Origin of the sequence: Propionibacterium sp. (assembly GCF_047719395.1) — a bacterium.
GTDB lineage: Bacteria > Actinomycetota > Actinomycetes > Propionibacteriales > Propionibacteriaceae > Propionibacterium.
This window is the reverse complement of sequence record NZ_JBDNTB010000090.1, coordinates 1-5,524: the sequence shown is the minus strand read 5'-3', so window position 1 is coordinate 5,524 and position 5,524 is coordinate 1. Positions and strand designations below refer to the sequence as shown.

The 5,524-nt window shown below is 69.6% G+C and carries 7 protein-coding genes; 1 reads left to right on the top strand and 6 read right to left on the bottom strand.

Annotation, left to right across the window (positions count from 1 at the left end; translation table 11 throughout):
* Together ABF648_RS11705 and ABF648_RS11700 are read right to left on the bottom strand one after the other, a co-directional pair.
* On the bottom strand, positions 1-1,742 hold a 1,742-nt coding region (locus ABF648_RS11705), incomplete at its 3' end, for a relaxase/mobilization nuclease domain-containing protein (RefSeq protein WP_415632425.1).
* A gap of 26 nt (positions 1,743-1,768) precedes the next feature.
* Entirely contained in the window at positions 1,769-2,188 is a 420-nt protein-coding gene (locus ABF648_RS11700) for a MobC family plasmid mobilization relaxosome protein (RefSeq protein WP_415632424.1), read from the bottom strand.
* 249 nt (positions 2,189-2,437) lie between these two features.
* Between ABF648_RS11700 and ABF648_RS11695 the strand changes: the two genes are divergently transcribed.
* Complete coding sequence (locus ABF648_RS11695; RefSeq protein ID WP_415632423.1) at positions 2,438-2,836, top strand: hypothetical protein; 399 nt, start codon at positions 2,438-2,440, stop codon at positions 2,834-2,836.
* Between the two features lie 278 nt (positions 2,837-3,114).
* Here the strand turns inward: ABF648_RS11695 and ABF648_RS11690 are convergent, their stop codons facing one another.
* From ABF648_RS11690 to ABF648_RS11675, 4 genes are read right to left on the bottom strand one after another with little or no spacing between them, the layout of a single operon-like run.
* Positions 3,115-3,717 (bottom strand): recombinase family protein, encoded by a 603-nt coding sequence (locus ABF648_RS11690; RefSeq protein ID WP_415632422.1) that lies wholly within the window; start codon positions 3,715-3,717, stop codon positions 3,115-3,117.
* Positions 3,714-4,265, bottom strand: coding sequence for a hypothetical protein (locus ABF648_RS11685; protein ID WP_415632421.1), 552 nt, complete (start codon positions 4,263-4,265; stop codon positions 3,714-3,716). Before ABF648_RS11685 ends, ABF648_RS11690 begins: the two co-directional genes overlap by 4 nt.
* A complete protein-coding gene (locus tag ABF648_RS11680; protein WP_415632420.1) occupies positions 4,262-5,056 on the bottom strand; it encodes a Fic/DOC family protein in 795 nt (264 codons plus the stop codon). The genes ABF648_RS11685 and ABF648_RS11680 overlap by 4 nt, the downstream gene beginning before the upstream one ends.
* On the bottom strand, positions 5,043-5,237 hold the full coding sequence (locus ABF648_RS11675) for a hypothetical protein (RefSeq protein WP_415632419.1): 195 nt from the start codon (positions 5,235-5,237) through the stop codon (positions 5,043-5,045). Before ABF648_RS11675 ends, ABF648_RS11680 begins: the two co-directional genes overlap by 14 nt.
* Positions 5,238-5,524: the final 287 nt, after the last annotated feature.

Genomic DNA, 5,524 nt, shown 5'->3' with positions numbered 1-5,524 from the left:
CCCCCACCACCCCCCCCCCCCCCGCCGCGCCCCCCCCCCCCCCCCCCCGCCGCCCCCCCCCCGCCCCGCCCCCCCGCCCCCCCCCCCCCGGCCCCCCCCCCCCCCCCCCGCCGTGTGGGCTCGATCCTGTTCGGCACGGGCGACCCGATGTCGATGGCCGGCTTCGCCTGTCCGGCCCGTAGCCGCTCGAGCATCGCCTGCGCTTCGGGGTCGAGGTCCGCCGGCCGCGCCATCGTGGCGGTCCCGACCCCGCCGGGTGCCGCTGCCGGGCTCGGCATCGCGTCACGCACCCGCACCAGCCGCGCCCGCGTGTCCTCCGCCAACAGTTGCGCCTGACGCGCCTGCCCGGCCGCCACCGAAGCGTTGTACACGGCCTGAGTCAACCGGAGCAACTGCCGGATCATTGCCGCTTGAGCGACGGCACCCTGCCCGCCGCGCGCGGCGCTGGCGAGCAGCATCGCCGTCCCCGAGATGGCGGCCGTGCCTGCCTTCTTCGGCGTCACGGTGCGCCGGTAGGTCTGCGCAGACCGTGACAGTGCGTCGGCCGCCTCGGCGAGGTCTCCGGGGGTCTCTTCCGTCGCGTTCGACCAGGCGGCCAGCGCACCCGCCGTCTGCCGGGCGACGGTCGCCCAGGTGTCCCGGTCGTCGACCGGGACCAAGCGCAACCGGTCGACGACCTGGCTCAGCTCGGCGTCGCGCCGGTCCCACAGCTCAGGGTCCGGCTCGCTCGCTTCGCGTCCCGGCGCGACCACGCGCCTCCCCCGCTTGGCGGCGTTCCATTCCTCCACCGCCTCACTCGCACCGGCGGCCGTATCGGGCCATCCGTCGCGCAGCCGTGGCAGTGTGAGGTCCCGGCCCAGGTGCCCGCCCCCGTACCAGATGGGACGCTCGCCAGTCTGTGGCCGTTCCGCCACCGAGTAGCCGGTGACGACGTCGGTTCGCCCGTCCGCGTAGCGCGGCCGCACGAGCAGCCCGGATCGCCGGATACGGCGCACGAACTCGGCTTCACTCTCGCTCGCGCTCGACGTCGCGCGCACCCTCAACGCGAGCAGGTAACGCGGCTGATCGGTGCGCAGCTCCGCCGCGATCCGTGCCCGACGATCCTCGCCCGCCAGCACCTTCCACGCGGGCGTGTCTGCCCCCAGCCTCGACCGTGTGCGCTCGTACTTGGCGCGCGCCCTCGACCGGGCCTGCGCCTCCCGCTCGGCCGGATCGTAACCGCGCGTCGACCGATCGACCCGCGCCGACTCCAACGGCTCCAAGCCGTGCTTTACTTCAAGGGCGCGGGCCGCGACCTGGGCGCGATGGAAGTCGTTGTGAATCGACGCCTTGGTGCCGTCCTCGCGCACGAGGTTCACGGCGATGTGAATGTGATCGTTCCCGTTCGTCGAGACGCCGTGCCGGATCGCGACCCACCGGCACGGAGCCCTCGGGTCGTCCGGGTCGTCGAACTCCATCGCCTTCACGAAGTCGTGCGCGATCTTCGCCCAGTCCTGGTCCGTCCGCTGACCTTCCTCGGCGCGCAGCGACAGCGAACAATGCCACACATGCCCGCGCGCCACCTCGACCCCGAACACGACGCGCGGCTTGTCGAGATGCCGCGCGATCGACAGCGCCGCATCGTGCCCCAACTCCGCATCGTCATGCCACGCCAACAGCGCGGGATCGCCCGCGACAAGGTGCGGCTCCGTGTGCTCGTTCGACCTGCCCGGCCCCGTGAGGTAGGTCAACAGACCTGCCATCCGGTCCCCGCGCGTCACGTTCGGTATCACGACGCCGCCCCGATCAGTTCATCGACGAAACCGTCGATGCGGTCCGCGACCTCCCGCACCTTACGAAGCGTCGCGACCATCTCCGCCCGCACGTCACCTGTCGCGTTCGTCGCCTTCGCCATCTGATTGACATTGTTCGCGATCCCCGCCAGCAGGCGGTGCGTGGCGAACATCTGCGCCGCCACCTCGTGCCGCACCGTCGCGTTCGACGCCGCAGCCGTCGAACCACCCGCCAACGCCGCATCCACCAGCAGCTTCGGCACACTCACCCGATACTGCAACGCCAGGGCGTAAAGCTGACCCTCCTCCTCGGGCGTCACCCTGACGACGTGCCGATGCTGCCGGCCCCCCTCGACCCGCCGACGGCGAGCCGGCCGGCGAACTGGCTCGCTCTCCTCGGGCTGTTCCGTCTCCACGTCCCGCCTCCTCTGCCCAGCGCAGCGACCCCACCCCCGCGCGGGGATCACACATCTAGTGTGCCGCATCCTCGACCCCGTGTCGAGGATCAAGCCCGATCCGGTGCCCGGATCATATAGCTTGCTCCGCGAGGATCGCCTCAGGGGGTCCCTTACGTCGACAGACGTAGCGGTCACGGCTACGCCGCGACAATCATTTCGAGGTCGACGATGGTCGACCTCGGCGAACTCAGCTCGTAGGCTAAAAGCATGAGCAAAGAACCTAGCATCGAGGAAGCAGTCGACCGTGCTCGCCGTGTCCAAGAGGACCGGATCAATTCCATCCGCATATTGGCCGAGGCCCGTCAAGGTCTCGCGGACACGCGCGAGGAGACGGCCACCGAGCTGGCCAAGCTCCAGGCGTCGATCACCGAGCGTGTCGGCACGGCTGAGCGTGCCGACGTGAAGGCGTACAACGCCGCCGTGAGCGCCGGCTGGACGCCAGAGGAGCTGCACAAGATCGGCTACGCCGAGCCGGACAAGAAGAAGCGCATCCGCCACCGGGCGACGCGCAGGAAGGCCGCACCGGAATCCCCGGCCTCGGTCGAGAACGATGGTGGGGAACTCGGCGCCTCCAGCGCCGACACAGACCAGCCGGTCGTTGCGTAGCGCGACCCCCTGACCACCTGTGGACAGCGGGACCCACAACTACCGCCCGCACACCGGCCGCATCCTGCGGTCGCACGCACACGTGGCGATCTATGAATGCGGCCCGTGTACGGCCTCGACGGGTAGGTGGTTCCCCTTCCTCTGACGCCGTGATTGTCACACCGGTCAGTCCCCTGTCAAGGGCGCTGCGCGTCACTACGTGATGGGGCTTCGCCCCACCCTTGACAGGGGACTGACCGGTGCAGGTCGGCAGCTATCGGAGGAAGGGGAAAGAACGGTCAGGACTGCACCGAGATTGCCGGCTGAGCACTGTCCTGGTCGAGCCGGGTCAGGGTACGGGCGACCGTCGACTTGCCTACGCCGAGGACCTTCGCGATGTGCGCCATCGTGTAGCCCTGGGCCCGCAGATTAGCCGCCGCCTCGACACGCTCGGGCGTCATGACCGTGGGGCGTCCGCCGACGCGCCCCTGGGACTTCGCGTAGGCAAGACCGCGCCGGGTGTTGGCCCGAATCGTATCCACCCGCAGCTGCGCGAAAACCGCCATGATCCCCACGATCGCCTGACCCATCGGACTCGACGTGTCGATGGACAGCGCCGGCTCCGTCAAGCTCTTGATACTCACCCCCCGGTCGACCAACTCATGGACGACCTCGATGGCCATCTTCTCGGTGCCGGCCAGCCGGTCGAGCGCACGGAACACCAACACGTCCCCGGGGCGCAGATAGTCCCGGCACGCCACCCACTGCGGCCGATCCGCCACACGACTGGACTCGCCATGGTCCACGAACACCCGCTCGGCCCCCGCCGCCCGAAGCTCGGCCTCCTGCGCGGCCGGATTCTGTTCACGGGTGGACACCCGCGCATACCCGACAACACTCACCGGACGATCCCCTGAGCTGGCCGACCACGCCGGCACCCCTCAGTCTCGGCGCGCACCGTAGCCACGGCTGCGCTGCGCGCCGCCGGCCCTCGCATGGCACTATGCGGGTAGCTGGCGCGCACCACCGACCGGTCCAACCCAGCGGCCCTGACGGGCAGCGGCGCAGCACCCTGGTATCCCCACTCCTCCAGCACACCCTCACACCACAAGTCACGTGCCGTCGCGGTGGCGGTGATCACGCGGCTGTGTTCCATGGCGGCCTCCGCCTGCGCCTTCTGTGGCGACAGGCCGACCCAATCACCGGGATTGACCACCTCGACGCCTGCCGGGACGGCCCGCCAAACCTGCACCATGGCGTCGGGGTCGCCGTGCGCCTGGCGCACCTGCTCGACGGTCTCCGCATGCTCAGCCCCGTAGCGCTCCGGATGCCGGTCGACGTCGGCCGGAAACACCTCGTCGTGCTCTCCCCCAACCTGGTCGAGTCGAACCGTCGTGCCGTCCTCCTCGGGTCCTGGCGCGCGGTGTGACAGTCGGTAGTCATCGTTCATCGGCTCGCTCCTGGGCCGTCGTTGCCAGGACCTCGGTGGCTCTGCCCTGGCATGTGCATGGTGGTGCGTGCCTGGGGCGCGCCAGGCGGGCCGCTCTGGGGTCGGCGCGCGGTCTCGGTGGCACTCATGGGGAACGACAGCCGGGCGCGCTCTGCGACGCGCCAGGCGGCGTCTCGTTCACCCTGCGGGGTCGCCTTGCTGACGATCTGATCGAACATCTCGAGCAGCGGCCCGAAGTCCCGCTGCTCGGATGCCGCGCGGCTCGCCTGGTCGTTGGTCGCACCGTGCACCTCGCGCCAGTCGAGCTGCCAGCCCGCGTCGCTGGCGACGCGGTTCCAGAACACTCGTTGCGTCCTGCCGTTGCCCTCTCGGAACGGGTGCACGTAATTCCACGAATCGTAGTGGTACGCCAGGCGGTCGATGAACTGATCCCGGCCCATACCGCGCAGCTCGTTGTCGCCGCGCAGCTCACCCTCAGCGAACATCGCGGCCCGGTCGATCATCGACACCGGCAGGAAGAACTGCGCGCCCTCGGCGTTCTTGCGCATGTCCACGGTGCGCAGCTTCCCCGCCCAGTCATAGACATCCTGGAAAAGCGTCCGGTGGATCGCGCGCAGCTCGTCGAGGTCCCCCGTCGCCTTCGGCGGATGGTCCATGAGCTGCACCAGGCGGGTGAACGAAAGGTCGCCCTCGGCCTCGTCGAGGGCGACCTTCGTCCGGGCGCCGACCTTGTTCCGCAACAGCCCCGTCTCAGGGTCGAGGTAGGGGTCGACGAAGTCAGTGGAGGCCATAGCGGGCGCGGGCCCGGGCGACCAGCTCGTCGGAGTCGATCCGGCCGGCGATGTACTCCTGCGCATCCGCCCGAGTCGCAGGAGTCACGCGCAGCCCCTCCATCTCGCCACTGTGGACCGCCTCCGCCACACGCCGTTCCCGCTCGGCCTCGGTAGTTGCGGTCATCGTCGAAGTAGCCACAGCCTGCTCCTCTCACCCGACGTTGATACAACAATTCTACCAGCCATCCCGAAAACGGTCCAGCCCAGGTTGTGGGACAGTTTGGTTTCGGTCCTGAGTTTCGGGACGCCTCCGCCCGGCGTGTCGCCCGTCGACCGGGTGCCACCGCTGACGTCCCGGAATCGATCGTTATCGGGCTGCTTTAACCCCATCCGCAGCCCGTAGATCGTGTCCCAGCCCGTCAGCCCAATTCGGCTCTTCACAGATGAGGGTGTAGGTGGGGTCTGAAGCCGCCGGTCTCGAGCAGG

Excerpts from the sequence above, each read along its gene's own strand:
- ABF648_RS11695 (WP_415632423.1), top strand. The coding sequence starts at position 2,438 with ATGAGCAAAGAACCTAGCATCGAGGAAGCAGTCGACCGTGCTCGCCGT.
- ABF648_RS11680 (WP_415632420.1), bottom strand. The coding sequence starts at position 5,056 with ATGGCCTCCACTGACTTCGTCGACCCCTACCTCGACCCTGAGACGGGG.
- ABF648_RS11685 (WP_415632421.1), bottom strand. The coding sequence starts at position 4,265 with ATGAACGATGACTACCGACTGTCACACCGCGCGCCAGGACCCGAGGAG.